The sequence below is a fragment of the Chryseobacterium lathyri genome (genome assembly GCF_030812195.1).
Classification (GTDB): Bacteria; Bacteroidota; Bacteroidia; order Flavobacteriales; family Weeksellaceae; genus Chryseobacterium; species Chryseobacterium lathyri_A.
Genome location: NZ_JAUSSF010000001.1, coordinates 711,344 through 724,908 on the forward strand (window position 1 = coordinate 711,344; position 13,565 = coordinate 724,908).

Annotated in this window: 15 protein-coding genes; 3 read left to right on the forward strand and 12 right to left on the reverse strand. The window is 37.5% G+C overall.

Features of this window, described 5'->3' with window-relative positions:
* Positions 1-21: 21 nt before the first annotated feature.
* The 11 genes from hisIE to J2T03_RS03430 form a co-directional block, all read right to left on the reverse strand.
* Positions 22-609 carry a bifunctional phosphoribosyl-AMP cyclohydrolase/phosphoribosyl-ATP diphosphatase HisIE gene (gene hisIE, locus J2T03_RS03380; protein WP_307209413.1) on the reverse strand — a complete coding sequence of 196 codons (588 nt, stop codon included), beginning with the start codon at positions 607-609 and terminating at the stop codon, positions 22-24.
* Positions 606-1,358 (reverse strand): imidazole glycerol phosphate synthase subunit HisF, encoded by a 753-nt coding sequence (gene hisF, locus J2T03_RS03385; protein ID WP_307209415.1) that lies wholly within the window; start codon positions 1,356-1,358, stop codon positions 606-608. Before hisF ends, hisIE begins: the two co-directional genes overlap by 4 nt.
* The gene (gene hisA, locus J2T03_RS03390; protein WP_307211073.1) at positions 1,351-2,073 is read right to left on the reverse strand and encodes a 1-(5-phosphoribosyl)-5-[(5-phosphoribosylamino)methylideneamino]imidazole-4-carboxamide isomerase; all 723 of its coding nucleotides are present in this window, start codon (positions 2,071-2,073) and stop codon (positions 1,351-1,353) included. Before hisA ends, hisF begins: the two co-directional genes overlap by 8 nt.
* Positions 2,074-2,076: 3 nt before the next feature.
* The gene (gene hisH / locus J2T03_RS03395) at positions 2,077-2,655 is read right to left on the reverse strand and encodes an imidazole glycerol phosphate synthase subunit HisH (protein WP_307209417.1); all 579 of its coding nucleotides are present in this window, start codon (positions 2,653-2,655) and stop codon (positions 2,077-2,079) included.
* A gap of 1 nt (position 2,656) precedes the next feature.
* Positions 2,657-3,751, reverse strand: coding sequence for a bifunctional histidinol-phosphatase/imidazoleglycerol-phosphate dehydratase HisB (gene hisB / locus J2T03_RS03400; protein ID WP_307209419.1), 1,095 nt, complete (start codon positions 3,749-3,751; stop codon positions 2,657-2,659).
* Complete coding sequence (gene hisC / locus J2T03_RS03405) at positions 3,748-4,779, reverse strand: histidinol-phosphate transaminase (protein WP_307209421.1); 1,032 nt, start codon at positions 4,777-4,779, stop codon at positions 3,748-3,750. The genes hisB and hisC overlap by 4 nt, the downstream gene beginning before the upstream one ends.
* Before the next feature lie 4 nt (positions 4,780-4,783).
* Complete coding sequence (gene hisD / locus J2T03_RS03410; RefSeq protein ID WP_307209423.1) at positions 4,784-6,058, reverse strand: histidinol dehydrogenase; 1,275 nt, start codon at positions 6,056-6,058, stop codon at positions 4,784-4,786.
* Between the two features lies 1 nt (position 6,059).
* Positions 6,060-6,917, reverse strand: a complete 858-nt coding sequence (gene hisG / locus J2T03_RS03415; RefSeq protein ID WP_307209425.1) for an ATP phosphoribosyltransferase — start codon at positions 6,915-6,917, stop codon at positions 6,060-6,062.
* Positions 6,918-7,167: 250 nt separating this feature from the next.
* On the reverse strand, positions 7,168-8,265 hold the full coding sequence (locus tag J2T03_RS03420) for a glycosyltransferase family 4 protein (protein ID WP_307209426.1): 1,098 nt from the start codon (positions 8,263-8,265) through the stop codon (positions 7,168-7,170).
* 124 nt (positions 8,266-8,389) lie between these two features.
* Positions 8,390-9,202 (reverse strand): 2,3,4,5-tetrahydropyridine-2,6-dicarboxylate N-succinyltransferase, encoded by an 813-nt coding sequence (locus tag J2T03_RS03425; RefSeq protein WP_306842489.1) that lies wholly within the window; start codon positions 9,200-9,202, stop codon positions 8,390-8,392.
* A gap of 156 nt (positions 9,203-9,358) precedes the next feature.
* Complete coding sequence (locus tag J2T03_RS03430) at positions 9,359-9,931, reverse strand: C40 family peptidase (RefSeq protein WP_307209428.1); 573 nt, start codon at positions 9,929-9,931, stop codon at positions 9,359-9,361.
* Positions 9,932-10,084: 153 nt separating this feature from the next.
* Between J2T03_RS03430 and J2T03_RS03435 the strand changes: the two genes are divergently transcribed.
* A complete protein-coding gene (locus tag J2T03_RS03435; protein WP_307209430.1) occupies positions 10,085-10,753 on the forward strand; it encodes a hypothetical protein in 669 nt (222 codons plus the stop codon).
* 18 nt (positions 10,754-10,771) lie between these two features.
* Here J2T03_RS03435 and J2T03_RS03440 read toward each other — a convergent pair whose 3' ends face one another.
* Complete coding sequence (locus J2T03_RS03440; protein ID WP_116011733.1) at positions 10,772-11,140, reverse strand: hypothetical protein; 369 nt, start codon at positions 11,138-11,140, stop codon at positions 10,772-10,774.
* Between the two features lie 418 nt (positions 11,141-11,558).
* Between J2T03_RS03440 and J2T03_RS03445 the strand changes: the two genes are divergently transcribed.
* Together J2T03_RS03445 and J2T03_RS03450 are read left to right on the forward strand one after the other, a co-directional pair.
* Entirely contained in the window at positions 11,559-12,242 is a 684-nt protein-coding gene (locus J2T03_RS03445) for a hypothetical protein (protein ID WP_307209432.1), read from the forward strand.
* Between the two features lie 491 nt (positions 12,243-12,733).
* Positions 12,734-13,489 carry an SDR family oxidoreductase gene (locus tag J2T03_RS03450; RefSeq protein ID WP_307209434.1) on the forward strand — a complete coding sequence of 252 codons (756 nt, stop codon included), beginning with the start codon at positions 12,734-12,736 and terminating at the stop codon, positions 13,487-13,489.
* Positions 13,490-13,565: the final 76 nt, after the last annotated feature.

The following is a 13,565-nucleotide window of genomic DNA, read 5'->3' on the forward strand; positions in this document are numbered from 1 at the left end:
TTTTGTAAAGTGGGGTTCATTTTAACTGTTTCTGCTTTGAAGAACTTTCTCAATATCCTCCATTGCAAATCCTTTTGCCTTAAGTAGAATCAGAAAATGGTAAAGTAAATCTGCGGCTTCATTCTTAAAAAGGTCATCATTGCTGTCTTTGGCTTCAATAACCAGTTCTACGGCTTCCTCTCCCACTTTCTGAGCCATTTTATTAATGCCGCTCTGATAAAGAGAATACGTGTAGGAACCTTCTGTCTTATGATCAATTCTTTCGGCAATTTTTGCTTCTAATTCATATAAGAAGCCCTTGCTTTCCTTTTCACCAAAACAGCTGAAACTTCCGGTATGACAGACTGTATTTTTAGGGATAGCTTGTACTAAAACCGTATCCTGGTCGCAGTCTATGCTTATATTTTTTACGGTCAGAAAATTACCGGACTCCTCTCCTTTTGTCCAGAGCCTGTTTTTGGAACGGCTGAAAAAGGTAACAATACCCTCCTTTTCCGTCTTTTTAAATGCCTCCTCATTCATATAGCCAAGCATGAGCACCTGTTGTGTTCTGCTGTCCTGGATAATTACCGGGACTAATCCGTTATTTTTATCAAAATCTATTTTCATCGTATGGGTATTTTTTGAGTTTTTAAATATTGTTTTAATTCCTGGACAGGAACTTCATTAAAGTGGAAAATACTGGCTGCCAGAGCTCCTGTAGCTTTTGTTTCATGAAATACTTGAACAAAGTCCTCTGCACTTCCAGCTCCTCCTGAAGCAATTACAGGAATAGATACAGCCTCTGAAACCAACTTTGTGATGCGAATATCAAATCCGTTTTTTGTTCCGTCCCCATCCATTGAAGTCAGCAGAATCTCCCCGGCTCCCAAAGATGCTGCTTCTTTTGCCCAGTCTACCGTATTTAAACCTGTCACCTGCTTTCCACCTCTGACATATACAAGATCTGATCCGTCTGTAAACCGGGTATCAACAGCTACAACAACGCATTGACTTCCAAATTCCCCGGCAAGCTCATGGATAAGCTGCGGGTTTTTAACAGCAGAAGAATTGATGCTGATCTTGTCTGCTCCGGCCTCCAGAAGCCTCCTGACATCTTCCACAGAAGAAATTCCGCCACCTACTGTAAACGGGATGCTCAATTCCCTGGCTATTTTCTTTACCAGATCTGCAAATGTCTTTCTGTCTTCCAGTGTTGCTGTAATATCCAGAAAAACCAGCTCGTCAGCACCTTCCATTTCGTATTTAACGGCAAGCTCCACCGGATCTCCGGCGTTTCGGAGCCCTTCAAAATTAATTCCTTTTACCGTAGTTCCGTCTTTAATATCCAGGCATGGAATGATTCTTTTTTTAAGCATTTTCAACAAATTTCTGAAGTTGTGGTAAGCTTATTTTTCCCTCGTAAATAGCTTTTCCAATAATAGTCCCTGAACATCCGATCTCCTTCATGCTGTACACATCTTCGATACAGGAAATCCCGCCGCTGGCCGTAAGTTTTACCGAAGTTTTATTCAATATTTCTTGATACAGATCTGTGGACGGTCCTTCCAGCATTCCATCTTTTGAAATATCCGTGCATATGGTTTGAGTAATTCCTTTTTCCTGATAATGAAGGAGAAAGGTTATGATATCTAAAGTACTTTCTTCCATCCATCCGGATGTTTTGATCTTTCTGTTCTCGCAATCGGCACCTAAAATAATTCTGTCATTACCATATTTTTGAATCATTTCAAGACAGAATTCCGGATTCTGTACCGCAATACTTCCAAGAGTGATCTGCTTTGCTCCTGCATTAAAAGCGGTTTCTATATCTTTCCCGGTTTTTAATCCGCCTCCAAAATCAATATGAAGCGAAGTTTCCCTGGCTATATTTTCCAAGACTTTTTGGTTCACGATATGCTTAGATTTAGCTCCGTCAAGATCTACAAGGTGGAGAAATTGGATCCCAAAGCTTTCGAATTCTTTGGCAGTCTCTACAGGATCTTCACTGTATATTTTCTTGGTGGAATAATCTCCTTTTGATAGGCGGACACATTTTCCATCAATAATATCAATAGCTGGAATAATTTTCATCATTTACAATTTTATAAAGTTTTTTAAAATCCTGCTGCCCGTCAGCCCTGATTTTTCGGGGTGAAACTGGACTGCAAAAAAATTATCTTTCTGCAGGGATGCACTGAACGGAAGGATATAGTCACATACAGCAACAGTAGACGCTGACTGTCCGCAGTAGTAGCTGTGAACAAAGTAAAGATCACTGTTATCCTCAATTCCTGAAAACAGCGGAGATTTCAGCCCGGAAATGGTATTCCAGCCCATATGGGGAACCAGATCTTCAGGAGGAAACAGCTTAACGTCTACATCAAAAATCCCCATTCCTTTGACATCGCCTTCTTCATTGTTCCCGCACATCAGCTGCATTCCCAGGCAGATGCCCAAAACGGGCTGCTTCAAACTGGGAATAAGTGTATCCAGACCTTTTTCCTTAAGGACTTTCATTGTTGAAGAAGCTTCTCCAACACCCGGAAAAATGACTTTATCCGCTTTTATGATCAGTTCAGGATCATCCGTAATGATGGAGTCTATACCCAACCGGTCTAAGGCATTCTGGACCGAACTTACATTTCCACCGTTATATTTTATTAGTGCGATCATATTATAAGCTTCCTTTGGTTGATGGTAAGTTAAAACTGCTGTCTGACTGGTTTACCGCCATTTTAACGGCTTTTGCAAATGCTTTGAAAACAGCTTCTATTTTGTGGTGCTCATTACTACCCTCCGCTTTTATGTTCAGATTAGATCTTGAAGAATCTGTAAATGATTTGAAAAAGTGAAAGAACATTTCTGTAGGGACATCCCCTATTTTTTCCCTTTTGAAATCAACATCCCAAACGATCCAGGGTCTGCCTCCGAAATCGATAGCAGCCTGAGCCAGACAATCGTCCATCGGAAGCAGAAAGCCATATCTTTCAATTCCTTTTTTGTTTCCCAATGCTTTTATAAAAGCATCACCTAAAGCAATTCCCGTATCTTCAATCGTGTGATGTTCATCCACTTGAAGATCTCCTTTAACTTTAATTTTAAGATCTAAATTTCCGTGTCTGGCGATTTGATCCAGCATATGATCAAAAAAATGAAGTCCGGTTGAAATTTCTGCATTTCCTTTCCCGTTAAGATCTATTTCAATATCAATCTCAGTTTCATTGGTTTTCCTGTAGACTTTAGCCTTTCTTGATTCCTGCTTTAAAAAACGATAGATCTCAGACCAGTCTGTTGTTGTAAGTGCTGCATTTTCATTAAAGCTTTCATTGATAAAAATAGCTTTAGTTCCCAAATTTTGAGCAAGTTGAACATCAGTAATCCGGTCCCCGATAACGTAAGAATTTTCAAGATCATAACTTCCGTAGATGTATTTTGAAAGCATTCCAATCCCGGGCTTTCTCGTGGGAAGGTTTTCATGTTCAAAACTTTTGTCGATCAGAATATCGCTGAAAATAATTTCTTCATTTTCGAAGGTCTTTAGCATTTTTTCCTGCGGTTTTACAAAATCTTCAGTAGGAAAACTTTCAGTCCCTAAACCATCCTGGTTCGTGACCATAACCAATTCGTAATCCATTTCTCTGGCAATTTTAGAAAGGTTCTGAAAAACTCCGGGATAAAACTCAAGCTTTTCCAGCGAGTCTACCTGAAAATCTTCGGGTGGTTCTATGATAAGCGTTCCGTCACGGTCTATAAATAATACTTTTTTCATGAGGCTATTTCTTTTAAAACACTGATTAATTTTTCATTTTCTTTGCGGTTTCCCACATTAATCCTGATACAATCCGGGATCGCAGGTGCTCTTTTACTAGTGAGAATTTCTTCTTCAAGCATTCTATTGTAGACTTTTTCAACATTTTTCATTTTGATCAGGAAGAAATTTGCATCAGTCGGGAATACTTTTTCTATACATTCAATGGTTTTAAACTGTTTTTCCAGCCAGACTCTTTCCTCTAAAACCTTTTCAACATTTTCCTTAAGCTTATCTTTATTATCCAAAAGGTTTAAAATAAGTTCCTGACTTAGGGAATTTACATTATAAGGAGCTTTCACCGTATTGATAAAACGGATGATTTCTTCGGAAGCATAAGCAGCTCCTACCCTTGCTCCAGCCGTTCCCCAGGCTTTGGAAAACGTCTGCAAAACAATTAAATTCGAATATTTATCCAACAGTTCAATTCCAGATCTGTTTCCGGAAAATTCAATATAAGCTTCATCTATGACAACAATGCCGTCAAAATTCCTAACAAAAAATTCAATGTCCTGTACACTGTTTCCTGTTGGATTGTTTGGTGAGCACAGGAAGAAAACTTTAATATCTCGTTCCTGAGTGATCTTTATAAAATCATCTTTTAGGATTTCAAAATTTTCATCCAGATCAAGCTTTAAAACTTCATTTTCATTCACTGCAGCATAGAATGCATACATTGCAAATGAAGGGTTCATCATCAGAATGGCATCTTTTTTAGGTTCGCAGAAGATTTTAATGATCAGATCGATCAGTTCATCACTTCCGTTTCCTAACGCAATTTTCGAAGGAGAAAGGCTTTTAAGTTCTTTTAATTTATTCTTAAGCTTTTTCTGTGACGAATCTGGATATCTGTTGAATTCCCCGAACGGACATTCATTGGCATCCAGCATTACAGGAGCATTGAACTCATTATGATCCCTGAAACTGATGTAAGGCTGTAGACTCAGTATATTTTTTCTTACTAAAGTATTGAGGTTAAATTCTTTCATTGTCTTATTTTAATCTGATAGATACTGCATTTTTGTGGGCAATAAGGCCTTCTGCCTCTGCCATTATTTCTATTGTTTTTCCTATTTTCTTTAGCCCTTCTTTCGAAAGATGCTGGAAGGTAACTTTCTTAACAAAGCTGTCGAGAGAAACCCCGCTATAGTTCTTTGCATAAGCATTGGTAGGAAGAGTATGATTGGTTCCGCTGGCATAATCTCCGGCACTTTCACAGGAATAATTTCCAAGGAAAACAGATCCTGCATTGCTGATCATGGGAATGTATGGGGCAAAATCTTCCAATGCGAGGATAAGATGTTCCGGAGCATACAGATTGCTGAATTCCAGAGCTTCATCTATAGAATTTACCAGAATAAAGAGACTGTGGTCCAATGCCTGACCTGCCATTTCATTTCTTGGAAGTTTTTTAACCTGCTTCTCCACAGCTTCAACGGTTTCGGTGAAAATTTTAAAATCTGTAGTCATAAAAACCACCTGGCTATCGCTTCCGTGTTCTGCCTGTGACAAAAGATCTGCTGCACAGAACTCAGGAATGGCCTTACTGTCTGCAATAACAAGAACTTCACTGGGGCCTGCAGGCATATCAATTGCCACACCATAACGCTGTGCGTATTCTTTCGCTGCAACTACATATTGATTTCCGGGCCCAAAAATTTTATATACTTTAGGAATACTTTCTGTGCCCAGAGCCATCGCTGCTACGGCCTGTGCTCCTCCGGTTTTAAAGACTTTCGTAATCCCGCAAAGCTTCGCAGTGAACAGAATAGCCGGATTAATGTCCCCGTTGCAATCCGGCGGCGTACAAAGAATAATTTCCTGGCATCCTGCTAAGTTGGCAGGTACCGCAAGCATGAGGACTGTTGAAAATAAAGGGGCTGTTCCTCCGGGAATGTAGATTCCTACTTTTTCAACCGCGCGGTTTTCTCTCCAGCAGGTTACTCCTTTTACAGTTTCAATTTTTTGGGTTTCCACGATTTGGGAAGCATGGAATTTTGAAATATTTTCTTTTGCCTGCTGAATGGCCTTCTTTAAGTCTTCAGAAATTTCTTTTTCTGCATTTTCCAGTTCTGCTTCCGAAACTATGATTTGTGGAGTTACTGCTTTATCGAATTTTTTATTAAATCCAATAAGTGCCTGGTCTCCATCTTTTTCAACAGCTTCAAATATTCCGGCAATAAGTCCGGATATTTCTTCACGTTCAAAAACCGGTCGCTGTACCAGATCCGGCCATGTTTTTGTTTCTGGATATCTGTATATTTTCATATTAAATAACCATTTTATCGATTGGAATAATGAGTATGTCCTGGGCTCCGTTTTCTTTCAGTTCATCGATCACGTCCCAAAATCTTTCTTCATCAATCACGGAATGGATGCTGCTCCATCCTTTTTCTGCTAAAGGAATAACGGTAGGGCTTTTCATGACGGGAAGAACTGAAGCAATATCGCTGATCTTATCATCAGGAACATTCATGAGAATATATTTGGAATTTTTTGCTTTTAAAACAGATTTAATCCTGAACAGGAATTTATCCAGGATGGCTTCTTTTTGAGTATCAAGCAAAGATGTTTTTGCTAAAACTGCTTCTGATTTCAGAATCGTAACGGTTTCCCTTAATCCGTTCTTAAATAAAGTGCTTCCTGAACTTACAATATCACAGATTCCATCTGCCAATCCAATATTAGGCGCAATTTCCACTGAACCGGAAATAATATGGATGTCGGAAATTATTCCTTCTTTCTCAAGGAAATTTTTAAGGGTATTAGGATAAGAGGTGGCGATTTTTCTGCCCTGAAAGTAAGATAGATCATCGGTTTCCACGTCTTTTGGAACGGCTAAGGAAACACGGCATTTTGAGAATCCAAGCTTCTGAACGATGTGGATATTTTTCTGTTTTTCAGCTAAAAGATTCTCACCGACGACAGCAATATCTACCACTCCGTCTTCGAGGTATTGTGGAATGTCCGAGTTTCTGAGGTACATAATCTCCATCGGAAAGTTATCTACAGAAACTTTTAGCTGGTCTTTTCCGTTGTTGACAAAAATACCGCAGTCTTTGAGGAGCTGAAGTGAATCTTCGTAGAGCCGGCCGCTTTTCTGAATCGCAATTTTTAATTTACTCATTGTATTATTTTAAGATAAATCTGAGTAAATGAAAACTGATCTGTTGGATACTTCCGGAGGAATCCGGGAAACAAAAAAACCGTCTGTTTACTCAGACGGTTTTAATTATTTTTGATTTTAACACATGTTTATATCAACAATTCCGTCTTAGCAGAGATGATGATAGTAATGATGAAGTGTTAAAAAATTCGGTTTCATTGTTTGAATTGTGGTACAAATGTAGGATTTATTTTTAAACTGCAAAGTTTTTTTACAGATTTTTTTTGTAGAGATTTATCAATTGCGCAGCAATAGGTCCGTCATTAAATTTCTGAACAAACTCGAAACTCTTTTCTGCACGGCGTTTTCTCTCGGATTCATTTTCCCAGAGAAATTTTATCTTGGCTCCAATATCGAGATAATTGGCGGGATCAATGTAAACGGAATCTTTTCCTCCTGCTTCCGGCAGGCAGCTGGCATTGCTGGTAATGGTTACTGTCTTTGAGAAAAGTGCTTCTATTACAGGAATTCCAAAGCCTTCGAAAAAGCTCGGGTACACAAAGATGTCTGCAAGTTTATAAATCACGGCCAGTTCATCCATGGAAACTCCTTCCAGAAAAATCACCTGTTTTTCCATCTTGCTTTTTTTGATAAAAGCTTCTATTTTTTTGTAGTAGGCAGTCTTTCTTCCAACGACAACTAACGGAATATCTGTTCCACTGATTCCTTTAACGATATTGAGAAGGTTCTTGCGGTCTTCGATGGTTCCAACGTTTAAAATATATCGTTCCGGAAGCTTGAATTTGTCTTTTACCTCCTGAATAAATTCATTGGACTGCTGTTCTTTAAAAGCTTTGTGACATCCCTGATAAATAACTTCGATTTTGCTTTCAGGAACCTTTAAATAGGTAATAATATCTCTTTTGGTCTGTTCTGAGATAGCGATAATCTTATCTGCGGAAGCTGCGGCTTTTTTAAATTTCCAGAGGTGTATTTTTCGATCAAAAAAGGAATAATACTGCGGATATCTCATGAAAATCAGATCATGGATCGTAACGATTTTTTTGATGGGTTCTTTGCCCCACTTCAACGGAAGTTCGCCGGAAAGACCATGGAATATTTCTGCTCCTTGTTTTTGGGCGTCTTTTCCCATTTTAAGCTGCCGGGAAAGGCTACCTTTTGAGGTTTCCACAAACCTGACATTTGGTTTTTCCAGAATTTCTCTGCCTCTTTCCGAACTGTTTTTGTTCAGCAGGAGGTATTCATTTTCAGGATAGTACTGAGAAAGCATCCTGACAAGGTCTCTTGAATAATTGCCCAATCCGGACGTATTGTGAAAAAAACGTTTTGCATCGAAGGCAATTTTCATATCAAAGTTTTTAATAAGCTTTTTAACTGTTTAAAGGTATAAATAAAATAAACCCTAAATGACTATTCAGGGTTTATTGTATAAATTTTAAAAATGAAACTTTAAAATTTAGAGAAAATACAGCTTATACGGCTACATTATTCTCTCTTAAAGCATCATTAAGAGATGTTTTTTTATCTGTGGATTCTTTTCTCTGACCTATAATCAATGCACATGGAACCTGGTATTCTCCAGCTGGATAATGTTTTGTGTAGCTTCCCGGAATGACTACTGAACGGGCAGGAACTCTACCTTTGATTTCAATAGGCGTGTCACCTGTAACGTCAATAATTTTTGTAGAAGCAGTCAATACAACGTTAGCTCCCAATACAGCTTCTTTTTCAACGTGAACACCTTCTACCACGATACATCTTGAACCGATGAAACAATCGTCTTCAATAATTACCGGAGCTGCCTGTAAAGGCTCCAATACACCACCGATACCGACTCCACCACTTAGGTGAACGTTTTTACCGATCTGCGCACAGCTTCCAACCGTTGCCCAGGTATCCACCATCGTTCCGGAATCTACATAAGCCCCAATATTTACATAAGACGGCATCAAAATTACTCCCGAAGCAACGAAAGATCCTTCTCTTGCAATAGCATGCGGCACAACTCTTACTCCTTTTTCAGCATAATTTCTCTTCAAAGGAATTTTATCATGAAATTCAAACGGACCTACTTCAATAGTTTCCATTTTCTGGATCGGAAAATACATTACTACAGCTTTCTTCACCCATTCATTCACCTGCCATCCGTTTTCCGTAGGTTCAGCCACACGAAGTTCTCCTGAATCCAATAAGGAAACAACCTCTCTTATTGCCTTCTGGCTATCTTCGTTCTGTAATAAATCTCTATTATCCCAAATGTTTTCAATAGTTTGTTGTAACGACATGTTTCTTGTTTGATTTTAGTATAAATTATCTCTGCAGCTTCCCGCAGTTCTGAAGGTCAAAAGTACAAAAGATTGTTATAGTATACAAGTTCAGTCACAGACCTTAAATTGCCGTAATTATGGTCATTTATACTGTTATTCACCAAAATAGTCTTGTTATAGTACTCTCTGAGCATGGAGATAGGCTTTATTCCAGTATTTTTCGTTCAATGAAGAGATTATGACTCCTTTTGAAGTGGAAGCATGGATGAATTTCACTTCTCCGTCTGCCCCAATATCATGAACGATGCCTACATGAGAAACCCTGCTTCCTCCGGCTGTTGCAAAAAAAAGCAAGTCTCCGGGCTTTACTTCTTTAATGTCTATCTTTTTACCGGCACCAGCCTGGTCTGTTGATCGGCGTGGAAGTGAGAAGTCATTTTCTTCAAAAACTTTTACGGTAAATCCGGAGCAGTCAAAACCTGAAGATGTATTTCCTCCGAATCTATAAGGTGTTCCGAGATACTTTTCAGCATCTTTCAAGATATCACTGATGGATCTGGAGATATTCCCATCAAATTTAGAATCTAATTTCCTGAGATTTTCAGCTTTTACAACAGTTTTTGTTCCTGTATTTTTTTTGGAAGACACATTCTTTGAAGATCCGCAGGAAACTGCAATAGCAGCAGCGATCATAAGAACGGAAAGCTGTTTTATTCTTAAGTTTTTTTCAAATAATCCCGGTATCATAGTCATCTGATTTTAAATGAAGTAACTAATTATGTTACAAATATACATTTTATATATTAATTATAAAATAACTATACTAGAACTATATAATAAATATATGTTAAAATTATAATTTTCCATATTTATTAGTATATTTGAATTTAATTTTGTGATATGGCAACGTACGAAAGTTTGATAAAGTTTAAAGGCAGCATAGGTGATCTGGTTTTTTACAGCCTGAATGGTAAAAATGTGGTACGAAAGAAAAGCGGATTCAATAAAACGGCTTTTAAAAAAAATCCTTCTTATGAAAAAGTAAGACAGAACAGCTCTGAATTTGGGCATTGTTCGAAAGCCGGAAAAACGATACGCAGCTGTATTGAAAACTATATCAAGGAATGTGATGAACCTTTGCTTTACCAAAGATTTGCAAAGTTGATGACAACAATCAAGGATTTAGATATAGTTTCAGAGAAGGGAAAAAGAACTGTACTGAACGGACTTCTTACCGAAAAAGGACTGACACTTCTCAAGGAATTTAAATTTGGAAATAAAGAGAATTTAAGTACTGGAACTTTTGCCTTTGAAGAAAAGGAAGATATAATCTTGAGTGGAGGTAATGAATTTTCAGCAGATGAAATCACGATGGTCTCTATACAGCCTGATCTGGAAGAATATTCTGCTGAATATTTTGAAGATAAGCTTTTGCTGAATCATGGAGGAGAAATTCGTTTTAAGAAGCATTTTTATAATGCCGGACTCCTGCTCTGCTTTTTAGTACTCAGAAAAAAGAAAAAAATTACCCATATGGGATTTATTGAAATAAAAAAGCCTGCAGATTGATCTGCAGGCTTTTTCTGTTTATTGTTTGTTTCCTGTCCAGGTTCCGGATCTAGCCGGTGTAGGAACAGCATTTGACCAGTTTCCGTTTCCATTTTTCTCTCTTGAAAGAGTTCCTTTGAATTCCCCATCGGAAGGAAGCCCGATTACAGCAGTAAGGTCTCCGGTATCAGTTAAGTTTCCGGAAATGTTATAATTTTCGTCATTGACCGTAGAATGCATTGTTCCGGTTACTTTTCCGTCACTGGCCACTACAAGATTCCAGGTTCCGTCATCGCTTCCGGTATATTTTCCCGACCATGTTCCTATATAATCATAAATAGTATCATCATCAGAGCTACATCCGATAAATAAAAAAGCTGTTAAAAGAAGTAAAAAAAGTTTCTTCATAGTTTCTAATAGTTTATAAGCTAATCAAATTTTATTGTTATTTATTCATCCCCTACTTTAGAAATAGAAAACTGAATCAGTGTTTTGGCTTGTTCCGTGCAAATCTACTAATTTTTTTCATTCAGATTATCTGAATTTTAATCAGCCGTTTATATTTTTATGAATAAGCTGCATATTTTGGCTAAAATACAATTATTTATCAAATGGAAACAAACGGCTACTCCTTAATCTATTAAAATATAATGTAAAATATCATGATTTTATATTAAAGCCCGTTGATGTGTTTATTTTTACTATTTATTTGGATTTTAATTGTTTTTATCCTCTAAAAGTAAATTAATAAAAATTTATTTTTAGAATAATAAATATTTCTTAATTTAGTGAAAAATCTAATAACCATTAAAATTCAAATAATAAGATGAAAACAGGAATGATATTTTTTGTTGCAATAGCACTTTCTGCAAGTTTGAAATCTCAGGTAGGGATTAATACTGAAATACCTTCCCACACTCTGGATGTTAACGGTCTGGTTAGGGTAAGAGGACTAGCCAATGCAGAAAGAAAAATAGTTGCAGCAGATCCGCAGGGAGTTTTAACGTTAGTTTCACCTGAAGAGATTTTCTCTCCGAAAGCATTATTAAACACTTCAATGTCTCCTGCTGAACAAAGGCTGACCGTTTATGAAGGAAAATGCTTCCAGCCAACTGATAATGCATCTTCCTGTACGGTTAAAGTAAATCATTACAGCTCGTGTGCAGGCTTTACGAGGGCTGTAGATACTCAAATCGTGGTAGGGCAAACCATCAATACGGCTACCGGACAGTTTTTGGGAACCTGGGCTTCGCGTTTTATCGACAATAAAGGCTATGTAGGTGGTCCTACAGCTGCGGAACAGGCAATTCCTGACTATCCCCGCATCTCCTATCCTTCTGCCAATTCAGCTAATTATTTGGGGAGCGGCAGTTTTTCCGGGCAATGTAATGCAGATCTGGTAACCACAATCAATCAGACAACAGGTGATATCAAAATAGAGTCTGTGAAAAGAAGCATGTTTGCCCATTTGGTGTATCTTTTATCTATATCCCGGTCAAGAAGTAACTAAATAATATTTTTCAGAGAAATAAGAGAAATAGAAGAACTGTTTTATAATGTGGCTATGCATAATCCTAGTTTATTTAGGCTTATAGATACTCAAAATATAGCCTATAATTTTAGCCATTGAGGTGCTGAAAAAGATTCTTCCTGTACTATTGCTTCATTTATAAAAATATGATTTCTGACAAGAATTTTCTATTCATGGTATTTGGTAATGGTTGTCGGGCCTATAACTCGATACTCATTTCTACACTGTAAGTATTGCAGAGATCAAAGTGAATCGTTTCACAGATTCTCCTTAATTTGTTTGCAATATACTTAAATCAAGAGCATAATTATACATTACTGTACGTTTCCGTTGAATTAGATTTTCAATTATCCCATCGCACTATATCAAATAAATTCGGAATTTCTAACAACTTCTGAAAAGTTCACCATGTTTAGACATAACTAAGTAACCATATTTGTATAGTATAAAAATTAAAAAAAAACAATATTATGTCAAAAAATGATTTACAGGGAAAAGTTGTATTAATTGCTGGAGGAGGTAAAAATCTTGGAGGATTATTAAGCAAAGATTTTGCAGCTAAAGGAGCAAAACTCGCAATACATTACAACAGCGAAAGTTCAAAAGCTGAAAGTGAAAAAACTTTATCAGAGGTTCAGGCTTTAGGAGCGGAAGCATTTTTATTTCAAGGGGATCTGACCAAAGTAGAAAACGTTACCAAATTCTTTGATGAAGCCATTGCTAAATTCGGAGGTATTGATGTTGCCATCAACACGGTGGGTATGGTATTGAAAAAGCCATTTACCGAAACTACCGAAGAAGAATATGATAAAATGTTCGGAATCAATTCCAAATCAGCATATTTCTTTTTACAGGAAGCTGGTAAAAAGCTAAATGATAACGGTAAGATCTGCACTATTGTAACTTCATTGCTGGCTGCTTACACAGGCTTATATTCTACTTATGCAGGTGCCAAGGCTCCGGTAGAGCATTTTACAAGAGCAGCTTCCAAAGAATTTGGAGCAAGGGGAATTTCTGTTACAGCTGTTGCTCCTGGTCCAATGGATACACCTTTCTTCTACGGACAGGAAAGTGAAGATGCAGTAGCCTACCATAAATCGGCATCAGCATTAGGTGGATTAACGAATATTAATGACATCGCTCCGTTAGTAGAATTTTTAGTGACTGACGGCTGGTGGATTACCGGGCAGACTATTTTTGCCAATGGTGGTTATACAACAAGATAAACCGGATTAGCAGTTAATCAGAATAATGGATAATCAGTGGTTATAAATCCGGTTATCCATTTTTTTTTAAATCAAA

What these genes read in the sequence shown, in the direction of transcription:
- hisIE (WP_307209413.1), bottom strand. Translation starts at nt 609, where the DNA reads ATGAAAATAGATTTTGATAAAAATAACGGATTAGTCCCGGTAATTATC.
- hisF (WP_307209415.1), bottom strand. Translation starts at nt 1,358, where the DNA reads ATGCTTAAAAAAAGAATCATTCCATGCCTGGATATTAAAGACGGAACT.
- hisA (WP_307211073.1), bottom strand. Translation starts at nt 2,073, where the DNA reads ATGAAAATTATTCCAGCTATTGATATTATTGATGGAAAATGTGTCCGC.
- hisH (WP_307209417.1), bottom strand. Translation starts at nt 2,655, where the DNA reads ATGATCGCACTAATAAAATATAACGGTGGAAATGTAAGTTCGGTCCAG.
- hisB (WP_307209419.1), bottom strand. Translation starts at nt 3,751, where the DNA reads ATGAAAAAAGTATTATTTATAGACCGTGACGGAACGCTTATCATAGAA.
- hisC (WP_307209421.1), bottom strand. Translation starts at nt 4,779, where the DNA reads ATGAAAGAATTTAACCTCAATACTTTAGTAAGAAAAAATATACTGAGT.
- hisD (WP_307209423.1), bottom strand. Translation starts at nt 6,058, where the DNA reads ATGAAAATATACAGATATCCAGAAACAAAAACATGGCCGGATCTGGTA.
- hisG (WP_307209425.1), bottom strand. Translation starts at nt 6,917, where the DNA reads ATGAGTAAATTAAAAATTGCGATTCAGAAAAGCGGCCGGCTCTACGAA.
- J2T03_RS03420 (WP_307209426.1), bottom strand. Translation starts at nt 8,265, where the DNA reads ATGAAAATTGCCTTCGATGCAAAACGTTTTTTTCACAATACGTCCGGA.
- J2T03_RS03425 (WP_306842489.1), bottom strand. Translation starts at nt 9,202, where the DNA reads ATGTCGTTACAACAAACTATTGAAAACATTTGGGATAATAGAGATTTA.
- J2T03_RS03430 (WP_307209428.1), bottom strand. Translation starts at nt 9,931, where the DNA reads ATGATACCGGGATTATTTGAAAAAAACTTAAGAATAAAACAGCTTTCC.
- J2T03_RS03435 (WP_307209430.1), top strand. Translation starts at nt 10,085, where the DNA reads ATGGCAACGTACGAAAGTTTGATAAAGTTTAAAGGCAGCATAGGTGAT.
- J2T03_RS03440 (WP_116011733.1), bottom strand. Translation starts at nt 11,140, where the DNA reads ATGAAGAAACTTTTTTTACTTCTTTTAACAGCTTTTTTATTTATCGGA.
- J2T03_RS03445 (WP_307209432.1), top strand. Translation starts at nt 11,559, where the DNA reads ATGAAAACAGGAATGATATTTTTTGTTGCAATAGCACTTTCTGCAAGT.
- J2T03_RS03450 (WP_307209434.1), top strand. Translation starts at nt 12,734, where the DNA reads ATGTCAAAAAATGATTTACAGGGAAAAGTTGTATTAATTGCTGGAGGA.